This is a genomic window from Acinetobacter sp. A1, assembly GCF_012371315.1.
Lineage (GTDB): Bacteria > Pseudomonadota > Gammaproteobacteria > Pseudomonadales > Moraxellaceae > Acinetobacter.
This window is the reverse complement of sequence record NZ_JAAZQY010000041.1, coordinates 1-18,243: the sequence shown is the minus strand read 5'-3', so window position 1 is coordinate 18,243 and position 18,243 is coordinate 1. Positions and strand designations below refer to the sequence as shown.

Sequence of the window (18,243 nt, the reverse complement as noted above, 5' to 3'; positions counted from 1 at the left end):
ACGTTTAACTCGTTGTTCTCGTTTATGTTCCATAAAATAAGTCTCTTAAGGTGTAAACTTATTTCAGGACGGGACACAGTTGATAAAAGAAAAGCCCTCAAGATAGAGAGCTTTACTCATTTTTACGACGGCGTAGATCGTGTGATCTGATTATTTAGCCGCTTCACCCCAAGCAGGTACAACGGCTTTCATAAGTGGTTTTAACATTTTCATTGAACATGCCAAAACTTGACCATTTTCCATAGAGTCGCTACCACCACGTGCATCGACCACTGTACCGCCCGCTTCTTTCACAATCAGCTCACCAGCAGCAATATCCCACGGTTTTAAGCCAAGTTCAAAATAACCATCTAAACGGCCTGCAGCCACATAAGCCAAGTCTAAAGCGGCAGAACCTGCACGGCGGTATTGCGCACCAGCTTCGGTTACATTCAATAAACTTTCAAAATGGTTTTTGGCATAAGAGATGATTTCACCATCACGCTTGGCACGATAAGCATGCCCAACGGCTAAGAAAGTGTTTTCTAGGCTGTCTTTTACATTTACACGAATACGACGCTGATTCATCATCGCACCACGGCCACGGCTCGCAGAGAACAATTCATCTTTTACAGGGTCGTAAATTACACCGTGCTGCGTTACACCTTTGTGTTGTACCGCAATAGAAATACAGAAATGAGGGAAACCGTGAACGAAGTTTAAAGTGCCATCTAAAGGATCAATTACCCAGCACCAATCGGCATCATGGCCTTTGCCTTCCTGCATGCCAAACTCTTCGCCCAGGAAGCTGTGATTTTTATAACTTTTACGCAAAGTATCAATGGTCAATTGCTCGAGGTAACGGTCTACACGCGTTACAGGACCATCAATCCCTTTTTCTTCGACTTGTAGATCGAGTTTATGACGATTCTGATGCGCTTTTAAAAGCTCTTGACCAACTGTTTGAGCCGCACGCGCAGCCATCACCACCATAGGTTCCATTGAACACCCACTACAAATTTGAAGAGATTGATAAAGAATAATGCATGAAAGCCCCAACATTTTAACAAATATTGAGGCTTTTGGGGAAGAAGTGTTGCTAAATTTAATTCAGTACAGACTGCTGCACGTGCTGCCAAGTTTTTTGCATCGATTTTTCAATGCCTTGAGCGTCTAGACCTGCTTGCTGCAACATTTGAGCATGCGTCGCTTGTTGCATAAAGCTATCTTCTAAACCTAAATGAATGATCGGTTTGACAATCTGTGCTTTGGCCAAGTATTCACTTACTGCGCTGCCTGCACCACCCATAATCGCATGTTCTTCTACGGTCACGAATAAAGCGGTACTTTCAGCAATATCAGACAGCAGTTTTTCATCCAACGGCTTCACAAAACGCATGTTCACCACACGTACTGCCACCTCATGCTGTTTGGCAAAGGCTTCGGCTGCTTCAACAGCCGCCTGTACACGACTACCAAAGGCTAAAACAGAAACATAGTCTTCATACTGCGTATTGAACTGTGCCACAATTTCCGCTTGCCCTAATGGAATTGCGGTCATTTGTTGCTGAATTTCAACACCTAAGCCATTACCACGTGGGTAACGCACTGCTGCAGGACCGTTGTATAAATAGGCTGTATGCAGCATCTGACGACATTCATTTTCGTCTTTTGGCGCCATAATGACGATATTTGGCACAGTACGCATATAGGCATAATCGTATGCCCCCGCATGGGTTGGGCCGTCTTCACCAACCAAACCTGCACGGTCAATACCAAAAGTCACATCTAGATTTTGTAAAGCCACATCATGAATGAGTTGGTCATAACCACGCTGTAAGAAGGTTGAATAAATTGCGACCACAGGCTTTAAGCCTTCACAGGCCATGCCTGCAGCCAAAGTCACTGCATGCTGTTCGGCAATGGCAACATCAAAAAAACGTTCAGGAAATTGTTTGGCAAACTGTACCATGCCTGAACCTTCACACATGGCTGGTGTAATGGCCAATAAACGTGAATCCTGTTCGGCCTGATCACATAACCACTGTCCAAACACATCGGAATATTTTGGTGCTGCAACAGGCGCAGCTTTGGCATGGATTTTAGTAATCGCGTGATATTTAATTTGATCGGCTTCTGCAGGAGCAAAGCCTTTGCCTTTTTTTGTGTAAACGTGAATTAAACGTGGGCCTTTACGTTTTTTCAGGGCATTAAAAACTTGCGCCAATTGTTCAACATCATGCCCATCGAAAGGGCCGAAATAATCAAAACCGATGGCTTTAAATAAGTTGTCTGCAGCTTCGGTAGCAGCACAATGCAAACGTGAGTTGTACGTCCACTTCGGATGTGGCTGCACGTAGGCTTCACCTGTTTCACTCACATGAACGGATTCACCACGTTCCCAAATTGCAGCAAGGTGTTTGGCAAAGCCGCCTGTGCTGCATGAAATAGACATATCATTGTCATTCAGCACCACCATCATATCGGCCTGATGCGCAACTGCATCATTCATGGCTTCAAAGGCCATCCCTGCCGTCATAGCGCCATCACCAATAATTGCTACCACTTCACATGGGTTTTGCTGATAACGACGTGCCAACGCCATCCCCAAACCTGCAGAAATTGCCGTTGAGGAATGACCCACACCAAAGGTGTCGAATATAGATTCTTCACGTGCAGGAAATGCCGCCAAACCATCTTTTGCGCGAATGGTCGTGAGTTGTTCACGGCGTCCTGTCAGTGCTTTATGCGGATAAGCCTGATGACCGACATCCCAAATCAAGCGGTCTTTTGGGGTATTAAAACAATAATGCAGCGCAACGGTCAGTTCGATCACGCCTAAGTTTGCGCCAAAGTGTCCTCCACTTTGACCTGCGGCATACAAAATGAATTGACGTAACTCATCTGCCACTTGTGGAAGCTGGCTTTGCGCGAGTAAACGTAATTGCTGCGGATGGTCAATCGCATCGAGCAATGGTGTTACAGGGCGTTGAGTTGGAATTTCTGTATACAGCATATGTGGCAAAGCCTTCTAAAGCCTGGCAAATCCTAAGCTAGGTCAATGGGAATTACTCGATCATATAACCGAATGGTATCACCTTCAATCAGCCACATTTCTAGCGGTGTAGTTTTGAGCAATGATTTCAGTTGGGCACACGTTGGGTGCGTAGATTATCCTGAATAATCTAACTATTTATCAACCATTATCGTGTGCTTTATACAAAAAAGAAAATCTTCTGTATAAATTCGTGTTTGCTATTCTACTAATGTCTGAGCATTACGCTATACTTTAAACAATTTATCGACTATTCACGAGTTAAACAGTGCCGATTAAGTTTGTCGCAACCTCACGATTACCGACTGCATTTGGTGAGTTCAAGATTACGGTATTTCAAGATCCTGAAACTGGCGAAGAACATGTGGCATTATCCAAAGGTTTAGACACCGCACCTAGCGAACCTGTTTTAGTACGCATCCACTCAGAATGTTTAACTGGCGATGCTTTCGCGTCTTTGAAGTGCGATTGTGGCCCGCAGTTACAAGCTACTCAGCGCCTGATTAATGATGCAGGACAAGGGGTGATTTTATATTTACGCCAAGAAGGCCGCGGCATTGGCTTGACCAATAAAATTCGTGCTTATGCCCTGCAAGATCAAGGACATGACACCGTCGATGCCAATTTGATGCTGAATTTACCTGCCGATGCACGTCGCTATGACATGTGCAGCATTATGCTAGATCATTTGCAGGTCAAGGCTGTACGCCTAATTACCAATAACCCTTTGAAAATTCAAGCATTGCAAGAACAAGGGATTACGGTGGTAGACCGTGTACCACTCACTGTGGGTTTGAATCCATTCAATGAGGAATATTTGCAAACCAAGCATGAACGTATGGCGCACATGTATGATAAAGGTGACTTCTAAGTCACCTTTTTTAATTAGGGATGCCGCAATTTAGACCTGATTTACTTAAATCGTCATCGAAAAAATACGGTTATTTGGCATACGGCGTTTTAAGCGCAAATCAAAGGCCATACAAATATTGCGCACAAAGGGTTTGCCTTTTTCCAGAATTTGAATGCGCTGATCTTGAATCGACAGCAATTCATCTTCTTGCATTTCTTGCAATTGCTGCAATACCTGCTCAATTTCTGCAAAGTTCAGTTCGGGATTAGCCCAAGAGGTTTCAAAGCTGCACATTAAATTCAAAATATGCTGACGAATCACCAAATCTTCCCGATTCAGCACATGCCCTTTAAACACAGGAATCTCGTTGCGCTCTAAACGCGCGTAATAATCTTCAATACTTTTTTCATTTTGGGCAAAGCTATACCAACTGTCGCTGATTGATGAAACACCTAAACCAATCATGACCTGTGTTTTAGATGCGGTATACCCCATAAAGTTACGATGCAAACTGCCATTTTTAAATGACTGGTACATACCATCACTGGCTAAAGCAAAGTGATCCATGCCAATTTCATGGTAACCATGTGCCAAGAGTCGATTTTTGCCTTCTTCATAGCACTGACGTTTTAATTCATCTTTAGGCACATCTTCATCTTTAAAACCACGTTGACCATTACCTTTAATCCAAGGCACATGTGCATAACTATAAAATGCCAAGCGGTCTGGCATTAAACGATGGGTCTGTTCAATGGTATTCAACACATCATCTAAATTCTGAAATGGCAAACCAAACACTAGATCATGCGAAATAGAATCATAGCCAATTTCACGCGCCCACTCGGTCACACGTTGCACATGCTCAAAAGGCTGCAGTCGATGAATAGCACGTTGTACTTTTTCATTGTAGTCTTGCACACCATAACTAACCCGACGAAAACCCAAATCATATAAAGCCTGTAAATGCTCACGAGTGGTGTTATTGGGATGCCCTTCAAAACTAAATTCATGTTGATCAGCCACTTCAGCTTTAGCCAAAATGCCCTGAATCAACTGCGTTAGGTGTTCCACTGAAAAGAAAGTCGGTGTACCGCCGCCCAAATGAATTTCTTTAATAATTGGTGTAGCTTTCAGCAACTGACAATACAAGTCCCATTCTTTTAATACCGCCTGAATATAAGGCTGTTCAACCTCATGCCTCTTGGTAACCCGCTTATGACAGCCACAAAACGTACATAAACTTTCACAAAATGGCAGATGAATATACAGACTGATACCTTCACTGGCATTGGATTCATCAAAAGAACGCTTCAGGGTTTGCTGCCATGCCTCTGCTGAGAATGTTTCGTCATCCCAATATGGCACGGTTGGATAACTGGTATAGCGTGGTCCAGGCACATTGTATTTTTGAATTAAAGAATTTGCCTGCTGTGTCATCCCATCTGCCTCATCCAGTGAATTAGCGCCCTGCAAAATTTGCTTTGGCCTGCAAACTATTGTGCTGAGCTTGTAAGTGGAAATCAACCTAGTCTTTTGCTCGGAATACTCTGGATAAAATGCTCTATTTACCTCATTCACAGAATAGTTTGCTAAGACAATTCAGACAAAGCGCTTAATTTTTAGAGGCTTTTATGTTTTGATGTAAGCCATTTTATTTTTATGCTGAGGTGGCCATGTCGCATCCTACTCACGCGGATATTCAGCGGGTACGTGAATTTCTTCTCGATTTACAGGCGCGAATTTGTGCGGCTTTAGAACAACAAGAACAAGCAGGTGGCGGAAACGCACAGTTTGAAATTGATGACTGGCAACGTCCTGAAGGTGGCGGTGGTCGTTCCCGTGTCTTACAAAACGGTACGGTGATTGAAAAAGGCGGGGTGATGTTCTCACACATCAACATCTCCAAACTACCAGCCTCTGCAACAGAACGCCATCCGAATATTGCAGGTGCACCTGCGCAGGCGATGGGCGTGTCATTGGTGATTCACCCGAAAAACCCGAATGTGCCAACTTCACATGCCAATGTGCGTTTATTTGTCGCTGAACCCGAAGGACAGCCGCCAATTTGGTGGTTCGGTGGTGGTTTTGACCTGACACCGTTTTATCCAAATGACGAAGATGTTTTGGCATGGCACCAAACTGCACATGATTTGTGTGCCCCTTTTGGTGAAAAGGTTTACGCAGAACATAAAAAATGGTGTGATGACTACTTTTATTTAAAGCACCGTGATGAACAACGTGGTGTCGGTGGCTTATTTTTTGATGACTTGAATCAATGGGACTTTGAAACCTGTTTTAACTATATTCAGGCTGTTGGCAATGGTTATTTGGAAGCGATTCTGCCAATTTTTGAACGTAACCGTGACAAAGCCTATACTGAAGCACAACGCGAGTTTCAGCTTTACCGTCGCGGGCGTTATGTTGAATACAATCTAGTCTATGACCGTGGCACCTTATTTGGTTTACAAACAGGTGGACGGATTGAGTCAATTTTAGTGAGTTTACCGAACTTGGCAGGCTGGTCGTATCGTCCTGAATGGGCGGAAGATTCAGCAGAGAAAAAACTCACTGACTACTATTTAAAACCTCGCGACTGGTTAAATCTCGAAGCCAGCTCACTGTAGAAAAGATCACATTCAACTTCTAAAAAAGCGATTCCTCCACGAATCGCTTTTTTGCTTACAAACTTTATCGCTTATTTTCAAATCAATAAATATGCACAGCATCAATTAACTGTCATGATGTTGCGGATGGACTTTAATAGACGATGTGACTGCGCACGCGACTCTACGATGCAACCAGACATGAATAAAAAAATTCATCATTCAAACGGACTGCATCGCAAGCTTATTCATCAAACTGTCAAAGCAACATGACAAACTGCGCCACATCTGTCAGGAGATATCCATGCTGCACACATTCACCAAACCCAAAATTATTTTATTTTGGTCTACCTTTGCCATTTTAGTTGGCTCAATTTGCATGACTTTTATCTTTGAAAGTCATCTATCAGATGGTTTGGCCATTAGCAGCAGTATTTTGGCAGGCATTGCCATGTTTGTGACTGCAGCAATTTTAGTTTTGGAAACAGTGCTCGCCATTTGTAATCCTTAACCCTTCCACGCGTTTATCTTCCAGCTAAAATTTTAGCGCTTTCACAGCAGTGATAGCCACAGGTTTTTATTCTGTGCAACGCTTCAGTCCACGCCCAATTTCACGTATATTGGTCTGCATTTCAGCATCTGGATTTTGGCACATGCGCAAACAATTTGCCGTGATTGGCAACCCAATTGAACAATCTCGCTCTCCTGAACTGCATCATGCTTTTGCAGACAAAACCGGCATTCAACTGCAATACAGCAAACGCCTTGCCCCGCTGGATGGTTTTCGTGACAGCGTGCAGGACTTTTTTGCGCAAGGTGGTGTCGGTATGAATGTGACCGTGCCATTTAAAGAGCAAGCCTTTGCTGAATGTGGCGTATTGACCGAGCGTGCCAAAATTGCCAAAGCTGTCAACACCTTATGGATGCAAGACGGTGTTCTACATGGCGACAATACCGATGGACAAGGCTTAGTCGATGCCATTACCGCATTGGGCTGGAACTTAAAACAAAGCGACATTCTGATTATTGGTGCGGGTGGTGCAACACGTGGTGTCATCTATCCATTGGTTCAAGCAGGTGCGAAGAAAATCGTAATTGCTAACCGTACCCTTGCTCGTGCAGAACAACTGGTTGCCGACTTACAAGCTGCTGTGCCACAAGCCGAATTACAGGCCATGGCGCTAACCGATTTAACAGGTCAATTTGATTTGGTCATCAATGCAACCTCTGCCAGTTTAACTGGAGATGCCTTGGAACTGCCTGAAAGTTTGAAATTTAACTCTGCCTATGAAATGGCATACGGCAAAGTATCTAGCTTTTTAGAACAAGCCAAAGCACGTGGCGTACCCACTTCGGAAGGTTTTGGTATGTTGGTTGGTCAAGCCATTGAATCTTTTTACATTTGGAATGGGGTGAAACCTGAGTTAAAAGATTTCCTCTAAATCATCATTCAAGAAAATAGCCCGTTAGCATCAGCAAAAGGGCTATTTTTTGAACTGGACAATCTTGTTTAACCATGACTGCCCATTTTTTATGCTCGGTTTATTTCACATATTTCTGCATATCTTCATATACATCCATATAAATTTCATAATCAATCATTTCAGCCTGTTCTAAGCTCAGAGGCTGAATTGAACGCTGACTCATTTTACCTTTTTGATGATCAATATAAGTTTGACCTAAAATCTGTGCCGTTTTCTTTAAATTGGCGAGATCCGGCGTATCCCAAGTATAGGCAGCTTGATACAACTTTTGATATTGCTGCGCAAACATCTGTTGTGGCTGTTTATATTGTTGTTTGAGCTTACGCCATTCCAATGCTACTTTATTTTCATCGACGGCATCTTCAGTCAAATTATTAATATGACGACCAATGGCGTTATTAAATTGTACATCTTCCTGCAAATGATGCTTAGCTTGCAGGGCTTCAATCCGTTTGAGTGCTGCACCTTGCGGGTCATAGTAGCGCTCGTCACTAAACCAATAGGCATAGACTTCTGCCATTTCCTGCAAAGTTTGCGGACTTAAGTTTTTCACCCACTCACGCTGCTCTGCTGCCATGTGCACTAAAAATAAAGTCTGATAAGTTTCACTAAATGAACCTTTTTGTTGATAGGTCTTTTCAGCCAATTGCTTTAATTCATCGGTATAACTGAGTGTAGCTGTGATGGCTGCCTGCTCACTGGCTGCCGTATCCTGTTCCAGACTACGACCTAAATTTTTCACCCATTTTTCTAAAATAGAATCTTTACTGACTTCTTGAATAGACTTTGCCTGACGCAATGCTGCACGGTCTATCTTATTAGCATTTCCATAATTGGAAATCTGCACATCATTACGCACATGAATAGTGCCATAATTTTCACGCTCAAATTGCAGGGCATAATCCACTTTTGCGGCACGCCCCTGATCATCTAAAGCCACATCAATTTGAATGGGTGTTTTTTTACGTGCATCAGTCGTGTTCATAATCTGCTGAATTTCAGCCTGATGTTTTTGCCACAACGCTGCAAAAGCTGCTGCATCAACCAATTGTTCAGAACGGTAGGGTTTAAAAAGTTCAGCCAGTTTTTCTTGCGGGGTATTAAAATGCGCCTCAAATACCGATTCTGCCTGTGCAGCACGGCTTTCGGTAAAGGCTTTTAATTCATAAGCATACGCACAATAGGTCAAATCACCCACTTTGGCTGTTTTGGCTGTTTCAATAAGATGCTCACAATCTTGCTCACTTAATATGTTTTCTTCTAATGCAGCTGCATTTATCGCCTCTTTGGCTGCCTGAGTTGCTGCATCATAAGCCTCTGAGGATGCTGCTTCTGTCACCACTGTTGAATCAGCAGCCTCATCTTCCTGATTTGATTCAGTCTCATAAAACTTCTGGCTGACCAAATTACGCAAGGCGACCGCTGCTTGATACGCTACGAAGCCTTCTTGGCTCATGCCATAATCTTCAGCCGTTTCATTTTGTTTTAAATATTCTTCAGGACTCAACTCTTTGGCAGGTGCATCTTGAGCATGCTCAGACGATGCATTAGCTGCCACTTGCTCCGTAGCATCTTCTGTTGCTGCTGCCTGCCCTAACACGGTCTGCTGTAAATACGGCGCATTGACATGATCAAACATCGACAACTGCAGCATCATGTCTTCTAAGCTGCTGCTATAGCGGATTTTTTCACTGAATTTCTGTTGGCGCTCTGCCGTAGTTAAATTCACTTTTTGAATTTGTTGGGAACCTGCCAAAACATAAGGCACTGCGTTTAATGCTTTTAAATACGCTGCAAATTCCTTTACCTTCACCCGTTCAATGTCTGACTTATATTTAGAAAAGTCGACATAGGCAAAGTCATTTTGGCTGTCTTTATTGACCAGATACGGCAGCAATGAAAAATAATTGGTATAAAACTTGTACTCATTAAAATCAATCACCATCGGTACTTTCATTTGTACCAACAGCGTCGGTTTTTCATAACGGGCTGCCACATTTAAGGCTGCTATTTTTTGGCGATAATGTACCGATCCGTCATAGTCAAACTGTGTATCGTTCAGCACATTTAACATAAAATCAAAGGGATTAGATTTTCCTGCAACACCCAAAACATCAGATGCGCTGCGCTGCTCCTTTGCCATAGCCGCATATAAATTTTGCTTTTCTTGGGTACTTAAACGAATTTTTTGCTGTTTTAAATGTTGATCTACCTGCTTTTTGAGCGCTGGGTCTAATTCAGCAGGCTGTGTAGTCACTGTTTTAGAGGGGCTATCCTGTTGTTTGGCTTGCACGCGCAATTGACCTTGAAAGTCATAACTTGGCGTTTCAAAAATGGCATTTAAGCCAGTCACAGCTTTTTGTTCTAAGGTCACCGCCTGATTGGAATTGGTCTTTATGACATGCTGCGAACAACCTGTTGCCGCTAAACTAAAAAGACATAAAGATAAATATTTTAATTGTACCTTCATTGGTAAACACCTTATATTCATTATAGATTGGTCTATTCAAACGCACAGATTATGATACATTCTAACATAGTGTTCTATTCATATTTTTAGGTTGAAAAATTTTCATAATTCGCATTTCTGACATTTTTATTCGCTATTCTTATCAATGTATTTTGACCATGAGTGTGAATAATCAACATATCGATACAGATAATCCAAAACTATTTCTAAATTAGGATTAAGACTATGCCAGCATATAAAGCCCCATTACACGATATTCGTTTCTTAATGAACGAAGTGCTTGATTACCCGACCCATTACAAAAATCTTTCTAACGGTGAACTTGCAGACGCAGATACAGTCGATATGATTTTAGAAGGTGCAGCAGATTTCTGTGAAAATGTACTTTCTCCACTCAATCAATCTGGCGATGAAGAAGGCTGTCATTTTGAAAATGGCGATGTAACTACACCTAAAGGCTTTAAAGAAGCCTATGACCAATTTGTTCAAGGTGGTTGGCAAGGTCTGTCTTACCCTGAACAGTACGGCGGTCAAAACCTGCCTATGTCACTTAACCTCATCAAATCTGAAATGATGGGTACTGCCAACTGGTCATTCCAAATGTACCCAGGTTTAAGTGTGGGCTGTATCAACACTATTATGCAATTTGGTACTGAAGAGCAAAAAGACACTTATTTACCGCACTTGGTAGCGGGCACATGGTCGGGCACGATGTGTTTAACTGAACCACAATGTGGTACTGACTTGGGTCAGGTCAAAACTAAAGCTGAACCTCAAGCCGATGGCACCTATGCTATTTCAGGCACCAAAATCTTTATTTCTGCAGGTGAACACGACCTGACTGAAAACATTATTCACATTGTTTTAGCACGTCTTCCAGATGCACCTGCGGGTACGAAAGGTATTTCGTTATTTATCGTACCGAAGTTCTTGCCGACTGCAGAAGGCGCTGTGGGTGAACGAAACCCTGTAACTTGTGGCTCTATTGAGCACAAAATGGGGATCCGTGCTTCTGCAACTGCGGTCTTAAACTTTGACAATGCGGTGGGTTATTTGATTGGTGAACCAAATAAAGGCTTACATGCCATGTTTACCTTTATGAATACCGCGCGTATTGGTACAGCAATCCAAGGGATTTGCCATGCAGAATTGGCTTTCCAAGGTGCTTTACCGTATGCCAAAGAGCGTATGTCTATGCGTGCACTTTCAGGTAAAAAAGACCCTGAAAAAGCAGCTGATGCAATTATTCACCATGCCGATGTACGTCGTATGCTGTTGACTCAAAAAGCAGTAGCTGAAGGCGGTCGTGCCATGATTTATCATGCTGCACAATTGGCAGACAAAATGAATGATGCCTTAATGCGTGGCGATACCGCTGCCTTTGAAGCACATGATGACCATTTAGGTTTCTACACTCCTATCTTAAAAGGCTTCTTGACTGAAATGGGTTATGAAGCAGCCAACCACGGCATGCAAGTCTATGGCGGTCATGGCTATATTAAAGAATGGGGCATGGAGCAAATTGTACGTGACTCACGTATTTCAACACTTTACGAAGGTACAACTGGTGTTCAGGCACTCGATTTGATTGGTCGTAAAGTCTTATTAAGCTCTAAAGGCAAAGTGATTCGTGACTACACAGCTGAAATTTTAAAATTCTGTGGTCAACACGCACGTAATAAATACATGCGTCGTTTTGCATGGGACTTGACTAAGCTATGTGCACAATGGAATGCATTAACCGTGCGTATTATGTTGGCAGCACGTAAAGACCGTGACATCGTTTCTAGTGCTTCGGTTGATTTCTTGATGTTCTCTGGCTATGTGATGATGGCTTATTTCTGGGCGCAACAAGCGGCTGTCGCTTCAACCAAATTGGCAGAAGGCAACGGTCAGGAAACACCTGAATTCTATAAAGCCAAAATCAAAGTTGCCGATTTCTACTTTGAGCGTTTATTGCCACGCACCCAAGGTCATGCAGAAGCAATGGTGAATCCATCTAAAACCATGACCGCTTTAGCACCAGAACATTTTAGTTTTGATTACTAAGATTTTCTAAATAGAAGCAAATAAAAGAGCGCAATATGCGCTCTTTTTTTATTTACATCACAATATCTCAGATCTGAATCTTTTTCGGCCACGCATCAAAGAAACGCTTCCAATACCGAGTTTAAAAACACATGCCCTTGCTCGGTACATGCCAGTCGGTTTGGATCATTCTGCAATAATTGACGCTGACGCAAAGTGCCTAAAATATCCTGCATATCGGCTAAATTTAAACCTGTACGAGCAGCATACAGTTTTGCATCTACCCCATCATTCAGGCGCAGCGCATTCATCATAAACTCAAATGGCAACTCTTCTGCGCTAATCACTTTAAACTGCAAATGCTCTGCAGGCACTTTGGCTAAATAATCTTTTGGCAAACGGGTTTTCTGGAAACGATACACCCCATCAGGCAAAGTCACTTTGCCATGTGCCCCGGCCCCAATCGCTAAATAATCGCCAAATTGCCAATAATTTAAATTATGTGCAGACGGCAGCTCTTTACGCCATGCCGAGACTTCATAATTCACAAAACCTTGCGCAGTTAAATAAGCTTCACCCTGTGCCTGAATCTCTTCCAAAACATCATCTACAGGTAAAATTGGCTGCGTGCGGAAAAATACCGTATTCGGTTCAATGGTCAATTGATACCATGAAATATGTGTTGCACCGTGTTCCACCGCCAGTTTTAAATCTTGCAGCGCCTGTTCTAGTGTTTGCTCAGGCAAGCCATGCATTAAATCTACATTGATACGCTGAAAACCTGATTCACGTGCCAATGCAATCGCAGAAATTGCATCATCATTGGAGTGAATACGCCCTAATTTTTGTAAATGTGCTGTATTAAAACTTTGCACACCTATCGACAGGCGGTTAATTCCTGCAGCTAAATAATCTGCAAAAGGATCATGCTCAACTGTACCGGGGTTGGCTTCTAAAGTAATTTCACAGCCATCTTCAAAGGCGATCAGCGCTTGCAATTGTGTAAATAACCATTGATAACCCTGCGCAGAAATCAGTGAAGGCGTGCCACCACCAATAAAGACACTATGAATTTTTCGCGCCTGTGCAAACTGGGTTTGGGTTTTAAAATCTTCCAGCAAAGCCTGTAGATATTCCTGCTCCAAATCTAGACTCAGCTTACCGTCAGGCACAGCATGCGAGTTAAAATCACAATAGGGGCACTTACGCACACACCACGGCATGTGAATGTATAAAGACAAAGGAATATCTGCGGGTATTAAGGGCTTCAAAGCAAGGCTCAGTGCAAAATCAGAACAGTGATACAGATTTTAACATGACTACAGCAGGACACCGCTGTATTCCCTATAATTTGCTTTAGACTAGAAAATCACCAATAAGAAAAAGCGATAAAATGATGAAGATTTCCAGTCAACTATTCTTACTTTTGCCGCTCGCCATGGGCATTGGGATTGCTATGGCTTTCCAGACTGCAATTAACAGCCAATTGCGGGAATATTTATATTCTCCGCTACAAGCTGCCCTTTTCTCTTTTTTGGTTGGTACAATAGTTTTAGCCATTTTGGTTTTTTTCCAACAAGTCGAAAAACCTAGCTTCAGCACCTTACAACACATTCCATGGTATTTATGGATGGGTGGATGTTTAGGGGTTTATGCAATTAGCATCAGTATTTATAGTGCGCCAAAATTAAGTTTGCTCACCTTATCAGGGGTGATTATTTTTGGGCAAATGCTCGCATCTATGCTAATTGATCATTTTGGGTTCTTGGGTACGGAAAAAGTCAGCATTAACTGGCAACGTATTTTAGGTAGCGTGGTGATTTTTATTGGTGTGCTTCTCACTTTACAACGCTCATAACCAAAACGCTAAGCACCTCATGTATTGAGATTTTTTGTGTCAAAAATGAATTCTGTGACCAGTACCCGTTTTGAGTTAAAACAACTGTTTCAGCTCATGATTCCAATTTTGGTCACCCAGTTTGCCCAAGCAGGTCTAGGGCTGATTGATACCATTATGGCAGGCCACATGTCTGCTACCGACTTGGCCGCTATTGCGGTGGGGGTCGGGTTATGGATGCCCATCATGCTGCTGTTTAGTGGCATTATGATTGCCACCACACCTTTGGTGGCAGAAGCCAAAGGGGCACGAACCCCTGAAAAAATTGCCACCATTGCCCGCCAGTCCTTATGGATTGCCTTTATTTTAGGCGTGATTGCAGGCCTGATTTTACAGTTCATGCCTGCTCTGCTGCCTGTGTTTGGTGTGCCTGAAAGTTTACAACCCAAAGCAGGCTTATTCTTACATGCCATTGGCTTTGGTATGCCTGCCGTAACCATGTATGCCGCCTTGCGCGGTTATTCTGAAGCATTGGGCTATCCACGTCCCGTCACGGTCATTAGTTTGCTGGCTTTGGTCTTGTTGGTGCCTCTCAACTTTATGTTTATGTATGGATGGGGGCCATTGCCTGAATTAGGCAGTGCAGGCTGTGGTTTTGCCACCGCAATTTTACAATGGCTCATGTTCTTTAGCTTAGCCCTGTATATTTTTAAAAGCAGCGCCTATCAAAGCACTCAGGTTTTTAGTCAATGGGAAGCGCTTGATGCGGTCTGGATCAAGCGCATTTTGCTGCTTGGCATGCCAATTGGTCTGGCAATTTTCTTTGAAGTCAGTATTTTCAGTACCGCCGCCATCGTTATTAGCCCTTTGGGTGAAACGACATTGGCTGCACATCAAATTGCCATGTCCGTGACCTCACAACTGTTTATGATTCCCATGTCGTTGGCAATTGCTCTGACCATTCGCATTGGCACCTATTATGGCGAACAGAACATTCATGCCATGCGTAAAGTACAGGTATTAGGTTTTGCCACCGCTACCCTGTTTGCGTTTTCTACCATGGCACTGATGTGGTTTTTCCGACCTGAAATTATTTCTATTTACAGCAATGACCCGCAAGTGGCACAAGTCACTTTATATTTATTGTTGTTTGCCATTGCTTATCAACTCATGGATGCTTGGCAAATCAGTGCGGCAGGTTGCTTACGTGGCATGCAAGATACGCAAGCCCCAATGTGGATTACCATGCTTGCCTATTGGGTCATCGCCTTCCCAATTGGCGTGTATTTAACCCGTTACAGCAGCATGGGTGCTGCAGGCGTGTGGGTCGGGTTGATTGTCGGTTTAAGTATTGCCTGCGTGTTACTCTTAACCCGTTTATATTTTAATAATCAGCGACTGGAACGCCAGTTTGCCCAATAAACACAGCCCTTAAACATACTCCAACATACCGAAATACCTTTTGGCATGTTGGGGTTGTCATCCAAATAAATGCATTAACAATTAAAAGTAGGCATTTTGCTCACGAACACTTATGATCAAAATACAGTAAAGATGATCTTGAGGAACATCGCATGGCAAAAACGGCGCGTACACCCGGTCGTCGCTTTATGAAACTGGCGGGCATGACCGCAAGTATTGCAACTAAAACCGTATCGAATTCAATTAAAAACCTGACCGCAGATGAACAACAAAAAAATGCAGCACGCAGCCAATTGTTTCAAGATATTGGCGTCCAAATTGCCAATACTTTAGGTGAAATGAAAGGCGCAGTCATGAAAGTTGGGCAAATTGCCTCACAATATAAAGACATTTTTCCGCCTGAAGTCGCTAAAGCCATCAGTAAATTACAACGCCAAGCGCCTGCTATGCCTTTTGCCGAAATTAAAGCACAAGTTGAAAAAGAACTCGGTAAACCACTCGATAAAATTTTTAAACACTTTGATGAAACGCCATTTGCAGCCGCTTCGATTGGACAAGTGCATAAAGCCATTTTGCCCAATGGCGAACAAGTGGTGGTTAAAGTGCAATATCCAGGGGTGGATGAAGCCTGTGAAAGCGACCTAAAACAAGTCCGTTTAGCCTTGCGCTTAATGGGTGTGTTAAAAATAGACCGTAAATTGCAAGACCGTCTGTTTCAGGAAATTCAGGAAAGTTTAGACAATGAACTGAATTATCAAATCGAAGCACAAAACCTTGAAGTAGCACGTACATTTCACGCAGCTTTGGATGATAAAATTATTATTCCACAGGTTTTCAAAGACTATTCTTCACGGCACATTTTAACCTTAAGTTTGGAACAGGGCGAAAGTATTGAAACCGCCAGTACATGGTCACAGCGCACCCGTAACACTTTGGGGCGACGCTTACTGCGTGCTATGGGCCAAGAAATCTTTTATTTAAAACGCTTCCATTGCGACCCGCATCCAGGCAATTTTGCCTTCCGTGAAGACGGTTCGGTCATTATTTATGACTACGGCGGTGTGAAAACTCTGTCGAGCGATGTGGTACATCATTTTAGACAACTGATTCATGCCGCACGTGCACAAGATATTGCCGAAATTGAACAGCATTTAGATGCGTTGCAGGCAATTTCTGCACGAGGTAAATTCCCTGAAGATTTATATCATCAGTGGCTAGAAGTGTTGATGCGCCCACTGACCACACATTATGACTTTGCAGAAAACTCTGCCCACCATGATGGGGTTGAACTGGTCAAAAGTTCGCTGAAATACTGGGATGTATTCAAACCTTCGCCCGATACCCTCATGGTGAATCGTACCGTATCTGGACATTATTGGAATCTGATTCATTTAAAAGTGCATGACAATTTAAATGATATTTTTGAAGAGTTGGTTCCATCACGAGACTAAACTCAGCGTTTCACTGAACAAGGTGATGTTAAAAATAAAGCCCAGAGATGGGTTTTATTTGCCAAGATTAACGTTATGTTATAACATTTCTTTAGATAAATTTATCATCTCACCTTTTTGTTCGGAGAAATCCTATGCGTCCAGATATCCATCCTGAATATCGTGAAGTTTTATTCCACGACACCAATGCCAATGCCTACTTTGTTATTGGTAGTACCCTGTAAAGCAGTCAAACTAAAGAGTATGAAGGCAAAGTTTATCCTTATGTGACTTTGGATATTTCTAGTGCTTCACATCCGTTCTATACAGGTGAGCAACGTCAAACCAGTAACGAAGGTCGTGTGGCGAGTTTCAATAAACGTTTTGCACGTTTCAAACGCTCACAATAACTTCATATTCAGTTAAGTTTTCTATTTTATAGTTTAATCATAGCCCAATTGCTTAGCGCCAAGCTGAGCAGTTCTCTATCTTCAAAGCCCAGGCACTCTCCTCCAGCTTGGGCTTCTTTTTATCTGAAAAGCAAATATAGGCAGTTAATGTTTTAAAACTTGTTGAATACTATAAAAACCCACAGCCAGAAAAATTACGCCCAAAACCACGCTCGACATGGCATAGCCAAAAGCCAAACCGTGCTGTCCCTGTCGCAACAATTGCCAAGTTTCCAACCCAAAACTAGAAAATGTGGTAAAACCACCTAAAATTCCAACCATCAGCAATAAGCGGGCTTCCTGCTGCAACACAGGATATTTCTGACTCAATGCAAAAAATACACCCGCCAAAAAGCAGCCAAACAGATTGACCGACCACGTTGCCCATGGAAAATGCTGTGCCGATTTAAATAAATACAGGCTTGCGGCATAACGTAAACTTGCCCCCAATGCACCGCCAATTGCCACCAATAGCCAATTCATCTGTTCTGCTGTCCTTTTTGCGGCTATGTCGTGTATTTCTCACAGCCATAATTTTTAGTCACACGTGATCTCACTGTTCCTTAAAATGTAGTCAAACATAGTCAAGGACTAATTCGCACTCTGTTAATGTCTTGTTGCCAAACGTGTAAC

General features: G+C 42.8%; 14 protein-coding genes and 1 pseudogene. 9 read left to right on the top strand and 6 right to left on the bottom strand.

The genetic code is table 11. From position 1 onward, the window contains the following. Positions 1–150 precede the first annotated feature (150 nt). Entirely contained in the window at positions 151–981 is an 831-nt protein-coding gene (locus tag HHA41_RS11625; RefSeq protein ID WP_168419187.1) for an inositol monophosphatase family protein, read from the bottom strand. Positions 982–1,084: 103 nt separating this feature from the next. Further along, on the bottom strand, positions 1,085–2,995 hold the full coding sequence (gene dxs, locus HHA41_RS11620; RefSeq protein WP_168461818.1) for a 1-deoxy-D-xylulose-5-phosphate synthase: 1,911 nt from the start codon (positions 2,993–2,995) through the stop codon (positions 1,085–1,087). Between the two features lie 307 nt (positions 2,996–3,302). On the opposite strand from dxs, the gene ribA reads away from it, so the two are divergent. Further along, positions 3,303–3,905 (top strand): GTP cyclohydrolase II, encoded by a 603-nt coding sequence (gene ribA / locus HHA41_RS11615; RefSeq protein WP_104852600.1) that lies wholly within the window; start codon positions 3,303–3,305, stop codon positions 3,903–3,905. Positions 3,906–3,950: 45 nt separating this feature from the next. Here the strand turns inward: ribA and hemN are convergent, their stop codons facing one another. Next, entirely contained in the window at positions 3,951–5,324 is a 1,374-nt protein-coding gene (hemN, locus tag HHA41_RS11610) for an oxygen-independent coproporphyrinogen III oxidase (protein WP_168419190.1), read from the bottom strand. Positions 5,325–5,560: 236 nt separating this feature from the next. On the opposite strand from hemN, the gene hemF reads away from it, so the two are divergent. The 3 genes from hemF (at position 5,561) to aroE (ending at position 7,932) form a co-directional block, all read left to right on the top strand. Then, entirely contained in the window at positions 5,561–6,511 is a 951-nt protein-coding gene (gene hemF / locus HHA41_RS11605; RefSeq protein WP_136144632.1) for an oxygen-dependent coproporphyrinogen oxidase, read from the top strand. Between the two features lie 283 nt (positions 6,512–6,794). Further along, positions 6,795–7,001, top strand: a complete 207-nt coding sequence (locus HHA41_RS11600) for a hypothetical protein (protein ID WP_096901234.1) — start codon at positions 6,795–6,797, stop codon at positions 6,999–7,001. A gap of 142 nt (positions 7,002–7,143) precedes the next feature. After that, on the top strand, positions 7,144–7,932 hold the full coding sequence (aroE, locus tag HHA41_RS11595; RefSeq protein WP_168461816.1) for a shikimate dehydrogenase: 789 nt from the start codon (positions 7,144–7,146) through the stop codon (positions 7,930–7,932). A gap of 100 nt (positions 7,933–8,032) precedes the next feature. On the opposite strand, the gene HHA41_RS11590 is transcribed toward aroE, so the two are convergent. Further along, complete coding sequence (locus tag HHA41_RS11590; protein ID WP_168461814.1) at positions 8,033–10,444, bottom strand: hypothetical protein; 2,412 nt, start codon at positions 10,442–10,444, stop codon at positions 8,033–8,035. A gap of 225 nt (positions 10,445–10,669) precedes the next feature. Between HHA41_RS11590 and HHA41_RS11585 the strand changes: the two genes are divergently transcribed. Beyond that, on the top strand, positions 10,670–12,493 hold the full coding sequence (locus HHA41_RS11585; RefSeq protein ID WP_096901237.1) for an acyl-CoA dehydrogenase C-terminal domain-containing protein: 1,824 nt from the start codon (positions 10,670–10,672) through the stop codon (positions 12,491–12,493). A gap of 95 nt (positions 12,494–12,588) precedes the next feature. On the opposite strand, the gene hemW is transcribed toward HHA41_RS11585, so the two are convergent. After that, positions 12,589–13,743: a radical SAM family heme chaperone HemW gene (gene hemW, locus HHA41_RS11580; RefSeq protein WP_168419193.1), complete on the bottom strand. Its 1,155-nt coding sequence runs from the start codon at positions 13,741–13,743 to the stop codon at positions 12,589–12,591. A gap of 122 nt (positions 13,744–13,865) precedes the next feature. Between hemW and HHA41_RS11575 the strand changes: the two genes are divergently transcribed. From HHA41_RS11575 to HHA41_RS11560, 4 genes and pseudogenes are all read left to right on the top strand, one after another. Further along, a complete protein-coding gene (locus HHA41_RS11575; RefSeq protein ID WP_168419194.1) occupies positions 13,866–14,330 on the top strand; it encodes a DMT family transporter in 465 nt (154 codons plus the stop codon). A 36-nt stretch (positions 14,331–14,366) separates the two neighbouring features. Beyond that, positions 14,367–15,731 carry an MATE family efflux transporter gene (locus tag HHA41_RS11570; protein WP_168419195.1) on the top strand — a complete coding sequence of 455 codons (1,365 nt, stop codon included), beginning with the start codon at positions 14,367–14,369 and terminating at the stop codon, positions 15,729–15,731. Positions 15,732–15,883: 152 nt separating this feature from the next. Then, complete coding sequence (locus HHA41_RS11565) at positions 15,884–17,182, top strand: AarF/ABC1/UbiB kinase family protein (RefSeq protein ID WP_168419196.1); 1,299 nt, start codon at positions 15,884–15,886, stop codon at positions 17,180–17,182. A 134-nt stretch (positions 17,183–17,316) separates the two neighbouring features. Further along, a pseudogene (locus HHA41_RS11560) lies at positions 17,317–17,571 on the top strand (type B 50S ribosomal protein L31). Between the two features lie 144 nt (positions 17,572–17,715). Here HHA41_RS11560 and crcB read toward each other — a convergent pair. Next, positions 17,716–18,093 carry a fluoride efflux transporter CrcB gene (gene crcB, locus HHA41_RS11555; RefSeq protein ID WP_104852609.1) on the bottom strand — a complete coding sequence of 126 codons (378 nt, stop codon included), beginning with the start codon at positions 18,091–18,093 and terminating at the stop codon, positions 17,716–17,718. Between the last annotated feature and the right edge of the window lie 150 nt (positions 18,094–18,243).